An 18300-nucleotide genomic window follows, 5' to 3' on the forward strand; every position below is an offset into this window, starting at 1 on the left:
TTAAAACTCAAACTCATAGAGCAGATCTAAAGCCTGATCAATACCAGATACCGCTTCCAGATACAATCTCGGCATCACACGGTAACGTAACGTCAGAGTTGCCAGAGAGTCAAAAATGCCAACACCATATTTTACCTGTAAGTCGTTGGTAATCTTGCCACTCACAACAACCTGCGATTTGTTACCAATTCCTTGTGTGTCCAGCGCCAGATCAGAGACACCAAAGGTTTCACCAATTTTGCCCACCAATCTACCGCTCTGCGCGACACCCAAACCAATCAACATAGAAGTCATCTGGGTGTTATCAGCCCCCCCTTTCTCTAACCCCTCACCACGCAACAGGTAAGATAACGCTTCCTCTTGCGATTTGACTGGCTCAGAGAAAATTTCAATCTTAGGTTTATCTGCCAACCCCATCACTTTCACACCAGCAATAACATCATTCGCTGTCGATTCAGGGTTACGGATCGCTTCAATATTCAACATAGGTTGATCCGGTGGACCAGAGAACAGAATAATTCCCTTACGCACCTGTAAATCCTGCCCATAAGCGCGAAAGCGACCATCCGGAATATCAATTTGACCGTTCAGCCCCAATCCCTGCTGATCCTGAATGACTTTCAGGTCTCCTTTCAACTGAGCGTTCAAACCAAATGCACTCAAGCGGACATCATCACCTACGTGAATATTTAAATTACTTTGAATCAAAATGGACGATTTTTTCTTTTCTATCGGCTGTAGATTTTTATCCAGCATCACTTCATCAGAAGAAACATCCACTGCAGATTCCGGTAATTCCTGTACGGTAATGCGTGCCCACGGAATATCCACATTGCCATTGAGCTTCAATAATTGGGACGTCGCTTCAAAAACCAGATCAGGACTCACATCAATTTTTACCATTGGTGGTACTGTCACACGCAGTTTTTCACCATACGCTGTCACTCTGGCATACCATGCATCCAGATTGCGCCAGTCTGCATGACCATTAAGATTAAGTTGCCCTCGCGGAGTTTTGATCACACCATCCAGATCGGAACGGACACCATCAAAATGAACTGCTACCTGACTTTGATTGATATCAAATGGCAGCCAGTGGCTACTGATCTGAAAAACATCTGCTTTTAATATGCCAAATAACAATGGATTCTTAGCATTACCACCAAGGCGCAAGTTCGCATTTAAATTCCCTTCAGCTTTTTCACCTTTATCCAGAATCGGTTTCATCAACTTCAGAGAAAGGGACTGGATATCTACATTACCCGCTAATTTACGATGGCCTTCTAAATCATCGACTTGAATATGGCCATTCAGTTGTCCATTATCTGCCAGTTTAAATAACCACGATAAATCCGCCTTACCATTTGTCAAACCAGCACTCAAAGTCAATGTTTCAAAATCAACAGGTAAAGTGGTGCCTTCCACAACCTGCCGAATCTGGACGCCGTTTCCTTGCAGAGACACGTTCGCTTGTGGTAATTGATGCCCCGCTGTCCATTTGACATTGGCACTCCCACTAAATACGCCTTTAAGTTGGGTTGTTTTATCCAGGAATGGCTGGATCATGGCAAGATCAAAACGCTCAAACACAATATCAGCCTGCCCACTGGTGCCTGCTTCAATCGATTTCGGAATACAAAGTTGGGCATTTGGGTTCAACCAACAATGAGTACCAACGATCACTTTTTGCTGTAAATTCTGATAATCAATAGCGATCGCTTTACTTAAGCGCCACTCACCAACCGGGGTCTCAAAGTAGGTATTGTTGATACTGCCTTTCCAGCGTTCTTGTTTACGGTCAAAACTACCATTGAGCGCCAGCTTACCTGATACGGGATTCCCATCCACCTGCAATTGTAAGTCATGCTGTTTTTCTGTTCCCTTAGCATTGAGCATCAAGTTACTGATAATCAGATCTGACTGCTTCAATTGACGAATAACAACCGATAATTGCCCTCCAATCTGGTTGGTAGAATGCACATTTCCTTTAATAACCGCGCTATCCACCCTCAGCATATTCTGCCAGCCCACACGATGTGCATTTAAATCTGCCACAACTTGCGGTGCTTTCATGTTGCCACGCAGCTTCACATCACCGACAACGACGCCTGACAATCCCGGCAGCAAGCCATTTAATTGTGGGGCATTGATATCGCCATCCAAATTCCATTTTTTATCGCTAAGATATCCTTTAATATCCAGCGTGTTACGACCAAAAATGAAGTTAAATTGGGGAATATCCCATTGTCCGGCCGCATTGCCGGAAACTTTGCCATGTGCTTTGATGGTATTCTGTTTTATATCACCATCAAGGGATATTTCAGGAAATTGGAGCTGCCAACTGCCACCATATAAACTGCCACGTACTGCCACCTTGCCACCTATTTTGGCAGGCCATTCCGGCCACTGTTTAGCAGTATCAATGCCATTAAGCGTCAACAGCGCATTCCAGCTAATGGCTTTGCTCCAGTCAACTACACCAGTGAGATCCGCATGCCCCTGTAATGCAGATAGACGCAATCGCGTTAATTTGAGTAATTCTTCACTCCCTTTTGCATCCAGCACCAATAATGCCGGTGGAAGTTCTTCACCTTTAATATCAGAACGCAGGGAAAGATCATAACCACTGGCCTTACCATTCAGACGTAATTTGACATCATTTAACTGATATTCAGATTTACCTGTCAATGGCCACTGTAACCGTTTACCTGCCAATGTCAGGCGTACAGGCAAACCCGCTTTAGCTAATTCGACCTGAGCATCCAAATTAGCATTCACTGGCCCTGAAAGATTCAATGCCAGATTAAGCTGCTGTAATAAAGATCCGTTCAGTTTTGCCTCAACCTGTTGCCCGTTCAATTCATCCAGCTTGGTATTGCCCTTAACTGACAAATTGACTGGCCATTGTTCGGACAGTTTTGCCGTTCCCTGTATCGCGAGGGAACCTTCCGGTGCACTCACGCTGAAGGTTTTGATATCTACCTGTTGCCCCTGATTACTGGCTTGCAGTTTCAGATCATTAAGAGTGATAGCGGTATCTCCCGTCAGACGAAGCTGGCGGCCGTGAATATTTTCTACCGTAATATCAAGAGGAATAGGAACATTAGGCAATTCAGCCAATAGTGGCTTAGAAAACAGTGTCTTTAAAACCTCTCCCAATGATTCCTCTGGTTCAGCTTTCTGCTGAGTTTTCTGTGCAGTATGTCCAGGAGGTGTTTTCGGCAATGTAACCAATAGGTTATTGACTTGTATGGGTTTTAGCGTCAGATGTTTTTCCTGCCACTGAGCACCCGCTTTGAACTCATCTAAATCAATGACTGTATCATCTACTTTGACATAGGTATTCTTTAAAGAAAGCAGATCCAACGAAATAGGATATGGTGTTTGCAGTTCAGTTAATGGCTCTGATTCTGACGGGCTTTCTGATGGCGGAAGTTCTGTCGTATTAACTAAAACAGATACCCCTTCCGTCGTCAGAGCACTGACACAAACATGACTGTGTTTCAAACAAGAGAGGCGCAACGAAAGGTGTATCTTGTCAGCATTAACATCAACACCCGGTATCTTATATTTTATACCTTGTAATGTTAAATCGCGCCAACCGCCACTGATACCTGCTATCTCTAACCCTGGAACTAAGCGTGTCGCACTGTTAATCATAAAATGCAGGCCGGTTTGTGTACCCACTAATCCCGCAATCGCTATCAACAACAGGCTAACAACCAATAGGAAAGCAATGCTAAGCCTTTTTGCCCACCTCATAGTTCAGCCCCTAAACCGATATAAAATTGAATGCCATGATTATCTTTATCTCTCACAGGGGTTGCCAGGTCGAATTTAATCGGCCCAACGGGAGAAGCCCAACGTATGCCTAAGCCTGCACCTGTTTTAAAATTACTCTTCCTGATATCATTCACTGCTTCGCCAGTATCCACAAACAATGCACTCCACCAATTACCATAGATATTGTATTGATATTCCAGCGAGCCAATAACCAATTTTGACGCCCCCGTTAATTTACCATTACTGTCTTTAGGGGAAATTCTCTGGTACTTATAACCACGGATACTACGATCCCCCCCAGAGAAGAAACGCAAATCAGGTGGCACTTTCTCGAATTGATTCGTTTCTATCCAACCAAGATCTCCCCGGAAAACAAAACGGTGTTTATCACGAAACGTTCTGATCCAAACATGGTGAGCCTGTAAGACCAGAAAATCCACACTTGATCGCCAGGTCGTATCGGAAACATCAATTGAATAACGCTGACTGTCTCCCCAATAAGGCATAGTACCGCCACGCTGACGAATTCGGCTGATATTCGCACCCGGATAAAGCAACGTTGTTGTATTCGTTACATTAGCCTGAGTAAAGTGGCTGAGGCTCCAGCGCAAATTGACACTGTATCGCCACCCAGTGGAGAGATCCCAGTTGCGCGAAAGGTTTAAGGTTGTGGTATCCGAGACGGTATCATTGATATTTTTACGCTTATAACCCGTCTGTAACTCATAATATTGTTCAAGTGGATTAGCTTTAAGTGGCATTTTATAAGACGCATCAATCAATTGATCACGTCTGGAAATATTGATACTGGTACTCAAACTGTGCCCACGGGAGTTGAGCCACGGCTTTTTCCATTTTGCTTGAATACGAGGGCCAACGTCTGTTGCATATCCTCCTCCCAATTCAACATAATTGGCAGAACGGGGAACCAAAGAAGCATCCAGTGGCAATATCTTATCTTTGCTATCACGACCCGCCATAAAATCAGGCACGACAACCGCTGAGTTGAACCATCCGGTATCTGCCAGACGGCGGTTAAATTCTGCCAGTTCTTCCGAAGAGTAATAATCTCCTTCTTTAAACGGCACAAGATTATTCAGGTAACTTTCTTGGATTTGTGAGCCTTGAAACTTAACAGGACCAAAGCGATAACGCTCTCCACTATCAAAATCAAAATTCCAGAAGGATTCATGCCGTTCCTGAGATACTCCCAGTTCACTTTTTTTTAACTCGGCATCAAAATATCCCTTCCTGAGCGCCAGACTATTTAATCCACTCTTAAAGTTCTCATACTCACTATGATTTAAAATCGTCCCTTTCTTCGGCATATTTTTTTTGATAAGTACGGCGTAATCCTGATCGGTTTTAGCTCCCCCTTCTAAATCAACCTTAACTTCAGCGACCCGCACTGGTTCACCTGGTGTGACTTTTGCTGTCAAAACAGGACGGAAAGGGAGAGTATTTTCCTGATAAGTAAACTCAATGGTAGGATCATAATACCCCAATGGTCTTAACCCTTTCCGTATAGCTTTTTCGACACGGGCACGAAAACGTCCATCGGGGGAAGCCTCATCAGTACTGATATTTGATAGCTGCACTCTGGCATTTTTATCCAGCTCGCCAGAAAGTCCTTCCACTTTCAATCGTAAATTTGCACTATAAGCCGATGGAGCTGCGATAGACACACAAAAAATAAATATGCAAGGGTATCGTGACACGCGAACTCCTAATATTTATTTAGGGGTAAGATTCAGCAGCATAAAAGAATACTGCCATGGATTAATTCTGGTAAAGTTTGAAAGATAAACAAGCAACCCATCACCATAAAATAGATGACAAACGGGAGAGAATCTTGCCAAATTCAGTCAACGAAAGCCAACATGTTTCTGAACAGAATGCATTACCAGGCCGAGAAATACCATTAACTGTATCACCCTATCACTACGTTACACAGCATGTGATAAATAACATACCTGATAATATGGAAATTGCTTATGTAGGCATGGGATGCTTCTGGGGTGTCGAACGTCTTTTTTGGCAGCAGGAAGGCGTGTATACCACATCTGTTGGTTACAGTGGAGGCACTACTCCAAATCCGACCTATGAGGAAGTCTGTTCAGGGTTAACCGGACATACCGAAATCGTCAGAATTGTATTTGACCCGACCAAAATCACCTATGGGCAATTATTGAAGTTGTTCTGGGAAAACCACGATCCTGCACAAGGCATGCGTCAACAAGGTGATATCGGTACACAATATCGCTCTGCCCTTTACACGGTTTCTCCTGAACAACATGCGCAGGCACTCTCCAGTCGCGAGCAATATCAGCAAGCAATGGCTGATAATGACGATAAGCGCACAATTACCACAGAGATCCGTGAAGCCGGACCATTCTATTTTGCAGAAGATTATCACCAGCAATATCTGATGAAAAATCCTGAAGGATATTGTGGATTAGGTGGCACAGGCATCTGTTTTCCACCTCCGTCCAGAAACTAGCCGATTTAATAAACCCAAGTTATAATTATCGGACTAAATTCATTTGTCTTACGGTACTGTGCCGTAAGGCATTATTTGTGTAATTTTTCATATCTTCCTCCAGTGTTATTCAAATAAAAAAACCTACCCTGCCACTGGAGATAAGACACGGATATTTTATGTTAAACAGTTTATTAGTCATACTTTTGCTTTGTGCGATTAGCGCATTTTTTTCGTTATCTGAAATTTCTCTCGCCGCTTCAAGAAGAATCAAATTAAAACTGATGGTCAACGAGGGAAATATCAATGCAGCTCATGTTCTCAAATTACAAGAAACACCGGGCATGTTTTTTACTGTCGTACAGATTGGCCTGAATGCAGTAGCCATCCTCGCAGGGGTTGTCGGAGAATCTGCCTTTTCTCCTGCCATTAAATCATTACTGCTCAAATTCATGCCTTATGAATGGGCAGAACAACTTGGCTTTATTTGTTCTTTCACTATCGTAACCAGCTTCTTTATTTTACTTGCTGACTTGACCCCTAAACGCCTTGGAATGATTAAACCCGAAGCTGTTGCAATCAGGATTGTAAATCCAATGCGTTTTTGTTTGGCAGTATGTCGTCCATTAGTCTGGTTGTTCAATGGGCTTGCTGATTGCATATTCAAAATCTTCAAAATCCCGCTGGCACGCAATGAAGATATCACCTCTGATGATATTTATGCTGTGGTTGAAGCAGGGGCCGTCGCTGGAGTATTACGTAAACAAGAACATGAGTTGATCGAAAATGTTTTCGAACTGGAGTCCCGTACTGTTCCTTCTGCCATGACGTCCCGTGAAAGCGTGGTTTATTTTGACAAAAATGAAGACGAAAACAGTATCAAAGAAAAAATCTCTACCCATCCACACTCAAAGTTCCTCGTCTGTGATGGAGATATTGATCATGTCCTTGGTTATGTAGACTCCAAAGATTTACTGAACCGCGTTTTGAATGGGCAGAATCTCAGCTTAAAAAATGGAGTTCAAATCCGCAATGCTCTGATGATCCCTGATACTCTCTCGTTGTCTGACACCCTGGAAAGTTTCAAAGCTGCCGGTGAGGATTTTGCCATCATTCTCAATGAATACGCACTGGTGATGGGTGTGATAACTTTGAATGACGTCATGACGACTTTAATGGGAGATCTGATTGGTCAGGGTCAGGAAGAACAGATTGTTGTCCGCGATGAAAATTCATGGTTAGTAGAAGGTGGCACGCCTATTGAGGATGTGCTGCGAGTTTTGGATATTGATGATTTCCCGGATTCCAACAATTATGAAACGATTGCCGGGTTTATGATGTTCCGTTTGCGGAAGATCCCAAAACGCACAGATTATGTGAAATTTGAAGGTTACAAATTTGAAGTAGTCGATATTGATAACTAACCCCAATTCCGCTTAAGCTATTACTGAAATATCTTCTTCTGAGTAGAAAATTTTCAGTGATGGCTTTTTCTCTTTAAGGCAGTAAGCAATCAATCCCGTTAAAATGGTTAACAAAAAACCGGTTATACTTCGGTGACGAGAATGTTCTAATTGAGAGCCGTTTTTTAATTGTCCATTAATCGTTTCAATGATAAAACGCTTTTTAAGCATAACCTTATCCCACTCAGCCAGTGCAAGCGCTTTCATGTTGCGGCGCTTTTTCGTGATAAAGGTGATATCCGTTTTAGCTAAATCATCCGCCAATTCCTGACTCAGATATCCTTTGTCGCCGTAAAGAGAACCCGTGAGATCTTTTGATAATTCGCGTACAGGCTCCCTATCATCCACATTACCCGGGGTCACTTTAAGCGCTAAAATTTCGCCCAGATGGTTAATAATCAGGTGTAATTTGAACCCATAGAACCATCCCATTGAGGTTTTTCCGCGTTGCGCTATGCCCTGAAAGACCTTATGACGAGGAATACGGATGTTATGACAAACGCGCAAACTCGTGGAGTCGATAAAAGCAATGCCTGTCGGTTTTCCTTTTAATTGAGTCAGATAACTGGATAAGGGGACCAAAACGGACGGGGCAACGCTGATAAAACGGGTATAACTGAGCAAGGAGGGGAAGTCGCGGTGATGGTATTGCCAGATATGCTCCAAATAAAAGTTTTTAAAATCACGGTAATGCGACCGCTGAAAGAGGATTAAAATTGTCATGATTTCACTGGGATACATGCGGCCTTGTCTGCGGCGCAGGCGGTATCCGTTATCGAGACAAAACTGCGCCCACTGGGGGATGAAAAGACGACAAAAGTCGTCGACATCGCAGAAAATTTCAACTAACTTGTCCATGGCCTGTTCCTCCCCGGAGTCGTTTTAGGCTTTCACCAAAACTTTGCTCCTGGAACAGGCCTCTCGTCAATTTCTTATCAGAATTCAGGTTAACTACAAAATTGATCAATTACTGGTAACCAAAATTGTGGATACACCATCTCCTTCCAGTTCAGGCCCTACTGAGCAGGCAGTACCTGAGTAATAACTCAAAGAAAAACTGTCATTAGAAAAACTCTCCTTACAAAAAAACGGCCGAAAGGAAAGGCCGTTTATTATACCAATTATGTTGCGTCAATCATGATATATATCATATAAAATCATTAAGTTAGCTGTTACAGAAAGCTATCCCATTTCAGCCTGTAGGAGCAACACGTGCTGGTTAACTTCACTCATTACATGGAAATGACGTTTATCTTTTATCCTTGGAGGTAAAATTTTCCCATAATTAAATTCAAAAGCACCCATATCCTTAATATACAACCGCCCACGGAATAGGGTTTTTACGTAGAGAGCAATTTTTAGTGGATTATAGTGGCGAAAGATTTTCATCTCTTTTTATTCCTCCGTGCTTCTTACGATACTATTTTTTACTGCAACACATCACTGCTGTGTACGATGTATAGACTCTATATCCGGCAATTTGTTCCCCAACATTGAAGATTCAATCACTGCTTTTACGTAACATAATGAAAAAATGGAGCATTATGTTATATTGGCTGAAGATTACCGTATATTTTATTTTGAATGTTAACAAATTGTTGTATTTTGTAAGGACAGACCAGCCAACAAGCGCTATGCTGAATAGGATACACCTTGATAACATGCCATATCATGCCAAAAATAAGGAATAAATATGCTAAAAAACATAATGTTACCTTTAATATTGAGCTTAGCTTCAATATCTGCGTTTGCCCACAATATTACTGTCGAAAAACCTGTTCCTGTTGTCATCATAACAGATAAAGGTGAACTACTTCTCAATGACAATAAGTTTAGCTATCAGGAATGGAGCAGTGCAGAACTTCCAGGGAAAGTAAGAACTATCCAGCATATTGCCGGGCGCAGCTCAGCCAAAGAGATGAATGATCCCCTTATTCAAGCCTTGAAAGCGGCTAACCTCCCGAAGGATCAATATCAAACCACCAGTATTGTAAATACCGATGATGCTATTTTTGGCACCAGTGCTTTCGTCCGCAGCAGTCTTGAAGACAGTAAAAAAGAGTTCCCCTGGTCACAATTTATTGTCGACAGCCATGGTGTTGCCAAAACAGCATGGGGGCTGGAACCCAAAAGTTCAGCAATCATTGTGCTGGATAAGAATGGTAATGTGAAATTTGTCAAAGATGGCAAATTAAGTCATGAAGAGATCGTACACGTTCTTGCTTTGATCAAAGAAGAACTGAAAAATTAATTATCTTCTTATTTCTCTATCATATTGAAGCTGGTGATAATGGTTTTGTGACAGGAACCATTATCACTTTAGCTATTATAATAAAGACAATTGGTGTTAATACGTTGATGTTAAAACGGTAATATTAAAATTGAGCTACGATTCGTATCACACATTAAAAAATCGTCACTCTGAACCCCGGATTTAAAAAAGATTCACGCGGTACATAACTTAGTGTTTTACCTGCCCAATCGGTTACATGTGCACCCGCGGCGATTGCAACAGCATGACCAGCGGCAGTATCCCAAATATTTGTTGGCCCGAAGCGGGGATAAAGCTGCGCTTTCCCTTCAGCAACCATACAAAATTTAAGTGAAGATCCGACTGATAACGTCTGATGCGAACCTAATTGAGTAAGATAATCTTTCAGTTCATCATCCATATGCGAACGGCTAACTACAACAGTGGGTGGTATTACAGCAACAACTTTAATGGGAAATCTCTGCCCGTTTGTTTCTTTCCACGCCTGACGTTCCTGCCCTGAATAAAGAACATCATGTGCGGGAACATAAACCACCCCCATCACGGGTACACCATCCTCAATTAGTGCAATATTAACGGTGAATTCACCATTTCGGTTAATAAACTCTTTTGTTCCGTCCAGCGGATCCACCAGCCAATAACGCTGCCAGTTTTTTCGTTCATCCCATGTTGGTGGATCTTCTTCTGACAGTAACGGAATATCAGGCGAAATACGCGTCAAACCCGCTTTAATGATCTGATGGGCGGCAAAATCCGCCGCGGTAACAGGTGAATCATCCGTTTTATGTTTTACTTGTAACGGTTGCTCATCATGATAAACCGCCATGATTGCTGTTCCTGCTTCCCGTGCCAATTGGCAGATCTGTTGTAACATCATACACCTCTGCATTTTCTAAAATAAAATAGCCGGCTAGCCAGCTATTTTATTGATCAGAATTACAGAATCTCAAGTAATTCGACTTCAAAGATCAATGTACTGTAAGGAGGAATAGAAGCACCAGCACCACGCTCACCATAAGCCAGATTATGCGGAATATAGAGCTCCCACTTGGAACCAACAGGCATCAGAGTCAGCGCTTCAATCCAACCTGGGATCACACCACTGACAGGGAATTCTGCTGGTGTTCCACGTTGTACAGAGCTGTCAAACACAGTGCCATCAATCAGGCGACCGGTATAGTGAACACGGACACGATCACTGCGGGCAGGGATTGTGCCATCACCCTGAGTCAAAACAGAGAATTGCAAACCAGATTCTGTGCTGTTTATACCTTCACGTTGGGCGTTTTCTGCCAAGAACTTTTTGCCTTCTTCTGCCATCGCCTGCTGGCGTTCACGACGAACGCTATCAGCACGTTCATGTACTTCACGCAGAGCACGATGCAACTCTTCCACAGGAAGTGCCGGAGCACGGTCTTCCAATGCATCACACAAACCTGCCAACAGAGCTTCTGGCTCCAATCCCTGCAAACCAGATTCCTGCAATTGTTGCCCAACCTGCAAACCAATACCGTAGCTTGCCCGTGCCTCAATAGATTCAAAAGAAGGTTTTGCCATGAAATTACCTGTTATTAAATGGATAAAGGTTCAAGCATAACAGCCCTGCCTGGATGGGTAAACGCATGAAAGAATTTAAGGCGATGTTTTACTTTTGTAAAACATTATCCATTATTACACTAGAGCATAAATTAAGCAGGATGAGAAACAATTAAGGCTGCTGCTGTTTTTCGTCAATCTGGAGGAGCTAATTACCAGCATGGTGAGAGGAACAAAGCTGGAGGTCATCTTACCTAAAGAGTTATCTACCCAACGGGAGATCCTTACTCATCAGATGAAATCATTAGATTTTTCCGATCGTCAGGTCGAATTTATTGAGAGAATACCTCAAGATATCACCGAAAAAGTGAGCGAAATAGCGAAAGTCATCATTTCGTAAGAAAACAAAAAACGCCAGCATTGCCAGCGTTTTTTGTGTTCACATGTTCTATCGCTAATCAGAGATTAAGCTTCTGGAACGATGTTAACGTTCAACTGTGCGAATACATCGCTGTGTACCTGAAAGTGAACTTCGTGCTCACCAACAGTACGCAGAACGCCGTTAGGCAGGCGAACTTCGCTCTTAGATACAGCAACACCAGCCGCAGTAATTGCGTCAGCGATGTCACGAGTACCGATAGAACCGAACAATTTACCTTCGTCACCCGCTTTAGAAGCGATAGTGACAGAACCCAGTGCGTTGATTTGCTCTGCACGAGCTTGTGCTGCTGCCAGAATGTCAGCCAGTTTAGCTTCCAGCTCAGCACGGCGAGCTTCGAAGAATTCGATGTTTTTCTTAGTTGCAGGAACAGCTTTGCCCTGTGGAACTAAGAAGTTACGGGCATAACCCGCTTTAACGCTAACTTGGTCACCCAGGCTACCCAGGTTTGTTACTTTATCAAGCAGAATAACTTGCATTACCTTATCCTCTCAAAGTCGTGAATGGACTGTGCCTATTACTGATGACGATCAGTGTAAGGCAACAAAGACAGGTAGCGCGCACGCTTGATAGCACGAGCGAGCTGGCGCTGATATTTTGCACGAGTGCCGGTGATGCGGCTAGGTACAATTTTACCACTTTCGGTAATGTAGTTTTTCAGCGTAGCAATGTCTTTATAATCAATCTCTTGTACGCCTTCCGCTGTGAAACGGCAGAACTTGCGACGACGGAAATAACGTGCCATTTGGCTAGTCTCCAGAATCTATCAATTCAATCTGCTCGGCATGAAGAACCAGTTTGTTAAGACCATTGCGCCCATGGTGGGAGTTAATGAATCCTGAAACGGTTATTCGACTACCGACCGTTATACTGTGAGTATATTCCTGTAACAACTGTCCACTGGCAATAACGGGCATTCTGCACCATGATTGCCTGTTTAATCCGGCTTCCTGTTGCTGTGAACGATGTTCAAGCACAAACTGACAATGCGGAATACCGGATGGACTGATTCTTCGTATCGGTGCTTTGCACACTGTGCCAGAAAGCACCAAACGATTGGTTGTCACGATGGTTACTCTTCAGAATCCCCAGCTTCATCAACATCATCAACCAGGTCTTCTTCCAAGACCAGGTCACGGCTGCGACGTTCGTCTTTAGCCTTAACCATTGGTGATGGTTCAGTTATTGCGTGCTTAACGCGCATAACCATGCTGCGGATAACGGCATCGTTGAAGCGGAAGTTAGTTTCCAGCTCATCAATCGCTTCTTGTGGCGCTTCAACGTTCATCAGAACGTAGTGAGCCTTGTGCAGTTTGTTGATTGGATAAGCCAGTTGACGACGGCCCCAGTCTTCCAGACGGTGAATCTGACCTTGCGCGTTAGTGATAGTCGCACTGTAACGCTCGATCATGCCCGGAACCTGTTCGCTTTGGTCAGGATGGACCATAAAAACGATTTCGTAATGACGCATTATCATTGCTCCTTACGGATTATTCAGCCTCCTGTCAGGGTCAGCCGTGGCCCATGGAGGCAAGGAACGTGTTGAGTACGGCTGAAAAATTGACGCGTCACTATACCCGCACAATAAAAAAAACTCAAGCAACTATTGGGTGCTTCTTTGGCGCACAATTTCAAACAGGCAAATTCCTGTTGCTACTGATACATTCAGGGAAGAGACTGAACCCGCCATCGGAATGCTAATCAGTTCATCGCAATGTTCACGGGTCAATCGACGCATACCTTCACCTTCGGCCCCCATAATCAAAGCCATCGGGCCTGTTAGTTTGCTCTGATATAAAGAATGCGTGGCTTCCCCCGCAGTTCCTACAATCCAAACATTATTTTCTTGTAGTAAACGCAGAGTACGGGCAAGGTTCGTGACACGGATCAGTGGAACACTTTCTGCCGCACCACAGGCAACTTTTTTCGCGGTGGCGTTCAACTGAGCGGAACGATCACGAGGGACAATAACTGCATCAACTCCTGCCGCATCGGCAGACCGCAGGCAAGCGCCCAAATTATGCGGATCGATGACACCATCCAGCACCAACAAGAAAGGACGCTCCCATTGAGCTAACAGATCAGGTAAATCATTCTCCTGATATTGTCGTCCAGGCTTAACCTTAGCAATAATACCTTGGTGTACCGCGTTTTCTGTCTGCCCATCCAACCATTGACGGTTAGCCAGTTGAACTGAAACACCGATATTTTCCAATTCCTGTAACAGCGGAGTTAAACGGCGATCTTCGCGCCCTTTCAATACATAAACTTCCATAAAACGCTGTGGATCACGTTCCAATAAGGCTTTAACGGCATGGATACCGTAGATAATTTCACTCATGACTGGATGATACCTAAAAAATAGAAGGCGGCAGAAACCGCCCCTGATTATCTGTAGTTGTTAGCTATTTGTCTGTCAGCTATTTTCTCGCGTTTTCTTCGCGCGTTTTGCTTTCAATTTTGCCGTTATCTTTTTGGTTTTATCTGAAACTTTTTTCTTCTTGCCTGATTTATTGTTTGATTTGTCTTGCTCCGTTTTTTTCTTCTTACAGAACTCACTGTCTTGACGGAAAACACGATCTGACTCGAAATTGGCTGATTTTTTATAATCTCGCCCTTTTTTGGCATTTTTACGTTCAGAAGCCCCTTTTTTCGCTTTATCTCTTACAGTTTTACCTTTATTACGAGCCTTGCGGGTGGTAGAAAGCAGAATAAAGTCAATCTTGCGCTCATCCATGTGCACCGCTTCGACACGAATTTCCACTTCATCACCGAGCCGGTAAGTCTGCCCGGAAGATTCACCTATCAAACGCTGGCCGACATTATCATATCGGTAATAGTCATTATCCAATGTTGAAACATGCACCAAACCATCAATAAAAAGATCATGCAGTCTGACGAAGAAACCAAAACCAGTTACACTGGTAATCAAACCAGTGAAAATATTACCTACCTGATCTTGCATGAAATCACATTTCAGCCAATCTGCCACATCTCTTGTCGCTTCATCGGCACGACGTTCAGTCATCGAACAGTGGTCACCCAATTGTAGCATCTGCTCCATATCATTGTGCCAGCCACCCGTTGGTGTCCAATGCTGCTCAACAGTGCCATTCTCTCGTGCCAGCAGGTATTTGATCGCACGATGCAATGCCAAATCAGGATAACGGCGGATTGGCGATGTAAAATGCGCGTAAGAACGCAGAGCAAGACCAAAATGCCCACGATTTTCCGGATCGTAAATAGCCTGTTTCATAGAGCGCAATAACATCGTCTGCAACAGTTCATGATCAGGTCGTTCAGCCACTATTTTCATCAATTGAGCATAGTCTTTTGGCTCTGGTGTCATGCCCCCCAATAGACTCAGTCCCAATTCATTAAAGACTGAGCGTAAATTCAGAATACTTTCTTCTTTCGGTCGGTCATGAATACGATACAAAACGGGTTCACGCTGCTTTTCAACAAAACGGGCTGCCGCAATATTTGCCAGGATCATGCACTCTTCAATGAGTTTGTGAGCATCGTTACGTACTACCGGCTCAATACGTTCAATACGACGTTCTGCATTGAAGATAAACTTTGCTTCTTCAGATTCAAACGAAATAGCACCACGTTCATCACGCGACTTATCCAATGCCTGATAAAGTTCATGTAAATGCTCAATATGCTTTACCAATGGTTTGTAATGCTCACGCAGTTCTTGGTCGCCCTGCAAGATTTTCCATACTTTGGTGTAAGTTAAACGAGCATGAGAATTCATTACAGCTTCGTAAAACTTGTATGAAGAGAGTCTCCCTTGGGCAGAAACCGTCATTTCGCATACCATACACAGGCGATCAACTTCCGGGTTAAGTGAACACAATCCATTCGACAGAACTTCCGGCAACATCGGCACAACTTGCGATGGAAAATAAATGGAGTTACCACGGCTGCGTGCTTCGGCATCCAAAGGGGTTTGTGGGCGCACATAATAACTGACGTCTGCAATCGCTACCCATAACCGCCAGCCACCGCCCCGTTTTCTTTCGCAATAAACCGCATCATCGAAATCACGGGCATCTTCACCATCAATAGTAACTAATGGTAATTCTCGTAAATCAACGCGCCCTTGTTTAGCCGATTCAGGTACATTCTCATCCAGATCAGCGACCTGTTTTTCCACCATTGGCGGCCAATTATAGGGGATTTCATGGGTTCGAAGGGCAATATCAACTGCCATGCTTGTTCCCATCGTTTCACCGAGTACCTCAACAATTTTGCCAATCGCTTTAGTACGGCGAGTCGGGCGATTCGTCAATTCCACAACGACGACATTCCCCATTCTTGCCCCACAAATCTCCTCTCTAGGGATCAAAATATCGAAACACAGACGGCTATCATCAGGTACAACAAACCCCATACCAGCATCAATAAAATACCGTCCAACAATTTGGCTGTTCTTTGGCTCCAACACTCTTACAATTCGAACTTCAACCCGACCTTTACGATCCGGACGTAAAGGTTGTGCCAGTACAACATCGCCATGGATCGCCATTTTCATCTGCTCTGCCGACAAATAAAAATCTTCTTTGTGACCTTCCACTCGCAGAAAACCGTAACCATCACGATGACCAATCACTGTACCCTTCAATAAGTCCAATCTTTCTGGTAACGCATAACACTGGCGGCGAGTGAAAACTAATTGTCCATCACGTTCCATTGCCCGCAAACGACGGCGCAATGCTTCCTGTGCATCTGCGCTGGTTAACTGAAGTTCTTGTGCTAATTCCTGACGACTTACCGGAGTGGTGTGTTTAGAAAGGATATCCAAGATATATTCCCGACTTGGGATAGGAGATTCGTATTTTTCAGCCTCTCGGTCCTGAAAAGGATCTTTTGACATCGCAATTCCTCTGTTGTCATCAGTAAGCTGTTTATCCCCATATTTCATTTCTTGCTTCATTTTGTCAGCAACAATTTATAAAGGGGACGATTGTCTTCGACCATATCGGCCAAAGTATATTGATTCAATTCTGCCAAAAAATTTTCTACTGCTTGATTCAATACTGATTTTAACCGACAAGCAGGTGTAATATGGCAACTACTACAGTTAACTAATCCAAGTGGTTCTAATGCACGAACCACATCACCGATTCTAATCTCGCTGGCGGCCTTACCCAGACTAATGCCGCCATTTTTCCCCCTAACAGCATTAACTAGCCCCAAGTTACTCAGTTGATTAATTATTTTTACCATATGATTACGTGAGACACCGTAAACTTCTGTTACTTCAGTAATGTTTGTCATCTGGCCTTCTGGTAAAGAAGCCATATAAATCAGGGCACGCAAGCCATAATCGGTAAAACTGGTTAACTGCACACTTACCTCTGGGTGGCTGAATATAACGGGGGGTTATTGATAACCAAACAAACAGATATTATTGGTTTATCATTAGCTGGTCACATTATGTGGGTATTTTAAAAATTAAGCAAAACGAGCTGCTCCCTTTTCTTTCTATCTCCTTAAAACACAAAATCAGACAGTCAACAGAACTTCTTGCAGAGAGTGATAAATTCGAAGCTATACGACTTTGTAAGAGAAAAAATCAAGGGCAATCGTTAGCTTACATGCAGCTAGTCAAATTTATTCAACACAGCTACTTGAGTTTCAGGTGTTATTGCACGCATTAAGTTGAAAACGGAAATGAATTTGTGCTGTTCTTCTTCGGTGATTATATGACGGATTTACTCTGGCCTCCGAGGGCAGAAACAGCGAGTCCCGCCGCCTGTAATTCTGTTATACCCTTGCGCTGAATGTTAATGGCCGCATTAATATCGCTGTTGTGCTCAACATGACAGATAGGGCATTGCCAGAGACGCTTATTCAGTGGCATTTCTAGCATTCTGTGACCGCAGCAATGACAATTTTTTGAACTGGCAAACCATTGTTCCAGTTTGACCAAGTGCTCCCCTGCCTCTGCTGCTTTGTATTCCAGTTTCATGATAAAACCATGCCACCCCGCATCTCTGATAGCACGCACCAGACTAGGGTTTCTCATCATGTTTGCCGTTTTCAGCGTCTCCACAATTACTGCTTGGCTTTCGTCAACAATTGCACGAGAGAGTTTATGCTGAAAATCAGCGCGGGCACAGGCTACCCGTCCATGTACTGCCGCCAGTTGTAACCGCGCTTTGCGGCGGTTAACACTCCCTTTCTGTTTTCGGGATAGCGCTTTCTGCCTCCATTTCAGGTTGCGGCTGGCGTTGATAAGGTGGCAAGAGTAAAGAGTAGGTAGGCATTGTGGGCTTGTTAGTAAATTAAACCGGGCATAAAGCCCGGTTGTAGATAC

At 43.6% G+C, this 18300-nt stretch carries 16 protein-coding genes and 2 pseudogenes; 4 read left to right on the top strand and 14 right to left on the bottom strand.

Features of this window, described 5'->3' with window-relative positions:
• The gene (tamB, locus tag AAC852_RS15635; RefSeq protein WP_340621788.1) at positions 1–3762 is read right to left on the bottom strand and encodes an autotransporter assembly complex protein TamB; all 3762 of its coding nucleotides are present in this window, start codon (positions 3760–3762) and stop codon (positions 1–3) included.
• Entirely contained in the window at positions 3759–5501 is a 1743-nt protein-coding gene (tamA, locus tag AAC852_RS15640; protein ID WP_340621789.1) for an autotransporter assembly complex protein TamA, read from the bottom strand. Before tamA ends, tamB begins: the two co-directional genes overlap by 4 nt.
• A gap of 134 nt (positions 5502–5635) precedes the next feature.
• Here tamA and msrA point away from each other — a divergent pair, with 134 nt between their 5' ends.
• Positions 5636–6283, top strand: a complete 648-nt coding sequence (msrA, locus tag AAC852_RS15645; RefSeq protein ID WP_340621790.1) for a peptide-methionine (S)-S-oxide reductase MsrA — start codon at positions 5636–5638, stop codon at positions 6281–6283.
• Between the two features lie 158 nt (positions 6284–6441).
• Positions 6442–7683: pseudogene (gene paeA, locus AAC852_RS15650) on the top strand (polyamine export protein PaeA); the annotation flags it as partial.
• A gap of 15 nt (positions 7684–7698) precedes the next feature.
• Here the strand turns inward: paeA and AAC852_RS15655 are convergent.
• Together AAC852_RS15655 and AAC852_RS15660 are read right to left on the bottom strand one after the other, a co-directional pair.
• On the bottom strand, positions 7699–8583 hold the full coding sequence (locus tag AAC852_RS15655; RefSeq protein WP_340619422.1) for an IS982 family transposase: 885 nt from the start codon (positions 8581–8583) through the stop codon (positions 7699–7701).
• A gap of 324 nt (positions 8584–8907) precedes the next feature.
• Complete coding sequence (locus tag AAC852_RS15660; RefSeq protein ID WP_038261417.1) at positions 8908–9114, bottom strand: DUF1107 domain-containing protein; 207 nt, start codon at positions 9112–9114, stop codon at positions 8908–8910.
• Positions 9115–9418: 304 nt separating this feature from the next.
• On the opposite strand from AAC852_RS15660, the gene AAC852_RS15665 reads away from it, so the two are divergent.
• Positions 9419–9976 (top strand): YtfJ family protein, encoded by a 558-nt coding sequence (locus tag AAC852_RS15665; protein WP_340621791.1) that lies wholly within the window; start codon positions 9419–9421, stop codon positions 9974–9976.
• Positions 9977–10130: 154 nt separating this feature from the next.
• Here the strand turns inward: AAC852_RS15665 and cysQ are convergent, their stop codons facing one another.
• Both cysQ and AAC852_RS15675 read right to left on the bottom strand, forming a co-directional pair.
• Positions 10131–10871, bottom strand: a complete 741-nt coding sequence (cysQ, locus tag AAC852_RS15670) for a 3'(2'),5'-bisphosphate nucleotidase CysQ (protein ID WP_340621848.1) — start codon at positions 10869–10871, stop codon at positions 10131–10133.
• 62 nt (positions 10872–10933) lie between these two features.
• Positions 10934–11554, bottom strand: a complete 621-nt coding sequence (locus AAC852_RS15675; RefSeq protein ID WP_340621792.1) for a BamJ family beta-barrel-assembly machinery protein — start codon at positions 11552–11554, stop codon at positions 10934–10936.
• A gap of 199 nt (positions 11555–11753) precedes the next feature.
• Here AAC852_RS15675 and AAC852_RS15680 point away from each other — a divergent pair, with 199 nt between their 5' ends.
• Positions 11754–11933, top strand: coding sequence for a hypothetical protein (locus tag AAC852_RS15680; RefSeq protein WP_340621793.1), 180 nt, complete (start codon positions 11754–11756; stop codon positions 11931–11933).
• Positions 11934–11998: 65 nt separating this feature from the next.
• Here AAC852_RS15680 and rplI read toward each other — a convergent pair whose 3' ends face one another.
• The 8 genes and pseudogenes from rplI to AAC852_RS15720 all read right to left on the bottom strand — a co-directional run.
• A complete protein-coding gene (gene rplI, locus AAC852_RS15685; protein WP_340621794.1) occupies positions 11999–12451 on the bottom strand; it encodes a 50S ribosomal protein L9 in 453 nt (150 codons plus the stop codon).
• A gap of 38 nt (positions 12452–12489) precedes the next feature.
• Positions 12490–12717: a 30S ribosomal protein S18 gene (gene rpsR / locus AAC852_RS15690; protein ID WP_000135199.1), complete on the bottom strand. Its 228-nt coding sequence runs from the start codon at positions 12715–12717 to the stop codon at positions 12490–12492.
• Between the two features lie 4 nt (positions 12718–12721).
• The gene (priB, locus tag AAC852_RS15695) at positions 12722–13039 is read right to left on the bottom strand and encodes a primosomal replication protein N (protein WP_340621795.1); all 318 of its coding nucleotides are present in this window, start codon (positions 13037–13039) and stop codon (positions 12722–12724) included.
• A gap of 5 nt (positions 13040–13044) precedes the next feature.
• On the bottom strand, positions 13045–13443 hold the full coding sequence (rpsF, locus tag AAC852_RS15700) for a 30S ribosomal protein S6 (protein ID WP_038261402.1): 399 nt from the start codon (positions 13441–13443) through the stop codon (positions 13045–13047).
• A 132-nt stretch (positions 13444–13575) separates the two neighbouring features.
• Positions 13576–14313: a 23S rRNA (guanosine(2251)-2'-O)-methyltransferase RlmB gene (gene rlmB, locus AAC852_RS15705; RefSeq protein WP_340621796.1), complete on the bottom strand. Its 738-nt coding sequence runs from the start codon at positions 14311–14313 to the stop codon at positions 13576–13578.
• A 75-nt stretch (positions 14314–14388) separates the two neighbouring features.
• A complete protein-coding gene (rnr, locus tag AAC852_RS15710) occupies positions 14389–16854 on the bottom strand; it encodes a ribonuclease R (protein ID WP_340621849.1) in 2466 nt (821 codons plus the stop codon).
• 56 nt (positions 16855–16910) lie between these two features.
• Entirely contained in the window at positions 16911–17330 is a 420-nt protein-coding gene (gene nsrR / locus AAC852_RS15715) for a nitric oxide-sensing transcriptional repressor NsrR (RefSeq protein ID WP_340621797.1), read from the bottom strand.
• A gap of 352 nt (positions 17331–17682) precedes the next feature.
• Positions 17683–18225: pseudogene (locus AAC852_RS15720) on the bottom strand (RNA-guided endonuclease InsQ/TnpB family protein); the annotation flags it as partial.
• Positions 18226–18300 lie beyond the last annotated feature (75 nt).

It is taken from the genome of Xenorhabdus siamensis (genome assembly GCF_037996745.1).
GTDB classification, from domain to species: Bacteria; Pseudomonadota; Gammaproteobacteria; order Enterobacterales; family Enterobacteriaceae; genus Xenorhabdus; species Xenorhabdus indica.

Coding starts and splice junctions, on each gene's coding strand:
- tamB (WP_340621788.1), bottom strand. CDS start 3,762: ATGAGGTGGGCAAAAAGGCTTAGCATTGCTTTCCTATTGGTTGTTAGC.
- rplI (WP_340621794.1), bottom strand. CDS start 12,451: ATGCAAGTTATTCTGCTTGATAAAGTAACAAACCTGGGTAGCCTGGGT.
- rpsF (WP_038261402.1), bottom strand. CDS start 13,443: ATGCGTCATTACGAAATCGTTTTTATGGTCCATCCTGACCAAAGCGAA.
- AAC852_RS15655 (WP_340619422.1), bottom strand. CDS start 8,583: ATGGACAAGTTAGTTGAAATTTTCTGCGATGTCGACGACTTTTGTCGT.
- AAC852_RS15665 (WP_340621791.1), top strand. CDS start 9,419: ATGCTAAAAAACATAATGTTACCTTTAATATTGAGCTTAGCTTCAATA.
- rpsR (WP_000135199.1), bottom strand. CDS start 12,717: ATGGCACGTTATTTCCGTCGTCGCAAGTTCTGCCGTTTCACAGCGGAA.
- rlmB (WP_340621796.1), bottom strand. CDS start 14,313: ATGAGTGAAATTATCTACGGTATCCATGCCGTTAAAGCCTTATTGGAA.
- cysQ (WP_340621848.1), bottom strand. CDS start 10,871: ATGTTACAACAGATCTGCCAATTGGCACGGGAAGCAGGAACAGCAATC.
- AAC852_RS15660 (WP_038261417.1), bottom strand. CDS start 9,114: ATGAAAATCTTTCGCCACTATAATCCACTAAAAATTGCTCTCTACGTA.
- AAC852_RS15680 (WP_340621793.1), top strand. CDS start 11,754: ATGGTGAGAGGAACAAAGCTGGAGGTCATCTTACCTAAAGAGTTATCT.
- rnr (WP_340621849.1), bottom strand. CDS start 16,854: ATGTCAAAAGATCCTTTTCAGGACCGAGAGGCTGAAAAATACGAATCT.
- AAC852_RS15675 (WP_340621792.1), bottom strand. CDS start 11,554: ATGGCAAAACCTTCTTTTGAATCTATTGAGGCACGGGCAAGCTACGGT.